Source organism: Spiroplasma sp. hy2 (assembly GCF_044714365.1).
GTDB classification, from domain to species: Bacteria; Bacillota_I; Bacilli_A; order Mycoplasmatales; family Mycoplasmataceae; genus Spiroplasma; species Spiroplasma phoeniceum.
In genome coordinates, this window is the sequence record NZ_RXFZ02000282.1 from 1 (window position 1) to 899 (window position 899).

General features: G+C 24.4%; 2 protein-coding genes. Both read right to left on the minus strand.

The window, feature by feature from the left end; translation table 4 throughout:
- Positions 1-103 precede the first annotated feature (103 nt).
- Positions 104-274 carry a hypothetical protein gene (locus EHV01_RS06090; protein ID WP_422066679.1) on the minus strand — a complete coding sequence of 57 codons (171 nt, stop codon included), beginning with the start codon at positions 272-274 and terminating at the stop codon, positions 104-106.
- Positions 274-899, minus strand: a 626-nt coding sequence (locus EHV01_RS06095) for a PBSX family phage terminase large subunit (protein ID WP_422066680.1), incomplete at its 5' end; no start/stop codon positions are given. The genes EHV01_RS06090 and EHV01_RS06095, both read right to left, overlap by 1 nt.

Sequence of the window (899 nt, forward strand, 5' to 3'; positions counted from 1 at the left end):
TATMTCTTTTATTTTATGGCTTATTTTAGTTAATTAATTACTAAAATAACTATTAAGCTTAAAAATAAGGTTTTCATTCATATAAAAAGTGCTACATTTGCATTTACAATTTACACTTAATATATTCGTTATATAAATTTAATTTACATATTGCGATATTATCTTTTTTTAATTCTTGACAAAGTCTTTTTTTAACTTGTCCACAAACAGACATATAAGGTCTTTTTGCATTTATTACACGCTCATCATGTATTACATAAATATCTTTTTTCATTAAGTTAATCACTCCCTTTGTTGTCATAATTTATAATCTGCTGAACTATTATGTTTAACCATTGGTACTAATTCAAAGTGTAAAGCATAAAAATCACTATCAAATGTATCATCATATAAATCTAAAACTTTTTCTTCTCTTACATCAGGCTTATCTTCTCATTGAATTAATTCATATTGAGTTTTACTTACAGGACATTTTTCTCATAATCATTTTAATTGATTTGTATTTATTAACATTGTGAATGCTTCAACACGATGTCTTACATTAAATTTTTGTTTTTGTGCTGGTTTAAATGTCATATATTGACCAAAAATATAATTATATTTTTCTCTATTTAAACTTTCTAATGTTGCATAAGCACTATCATCAACATTAATTGATATACCTTGTTGAATTAAATTAAAGTATTGGTTTAATTGATTGTTGTAAAACTCTAAAATATCTTTAACTTGTTCTAATGGTCCTTTAAATTGTTGAGTAGCATTTGAGTGTGTATATTCTGCTACTTTATATGCTTTTTTATCAAATGAATTATATATTCAAAAACTAGCAGCGGTTGTATGTCCTTTTGGACTAGTAGAGTTTGCTAAATCAACACCACCTAATAATTTAGTAGGTTGAA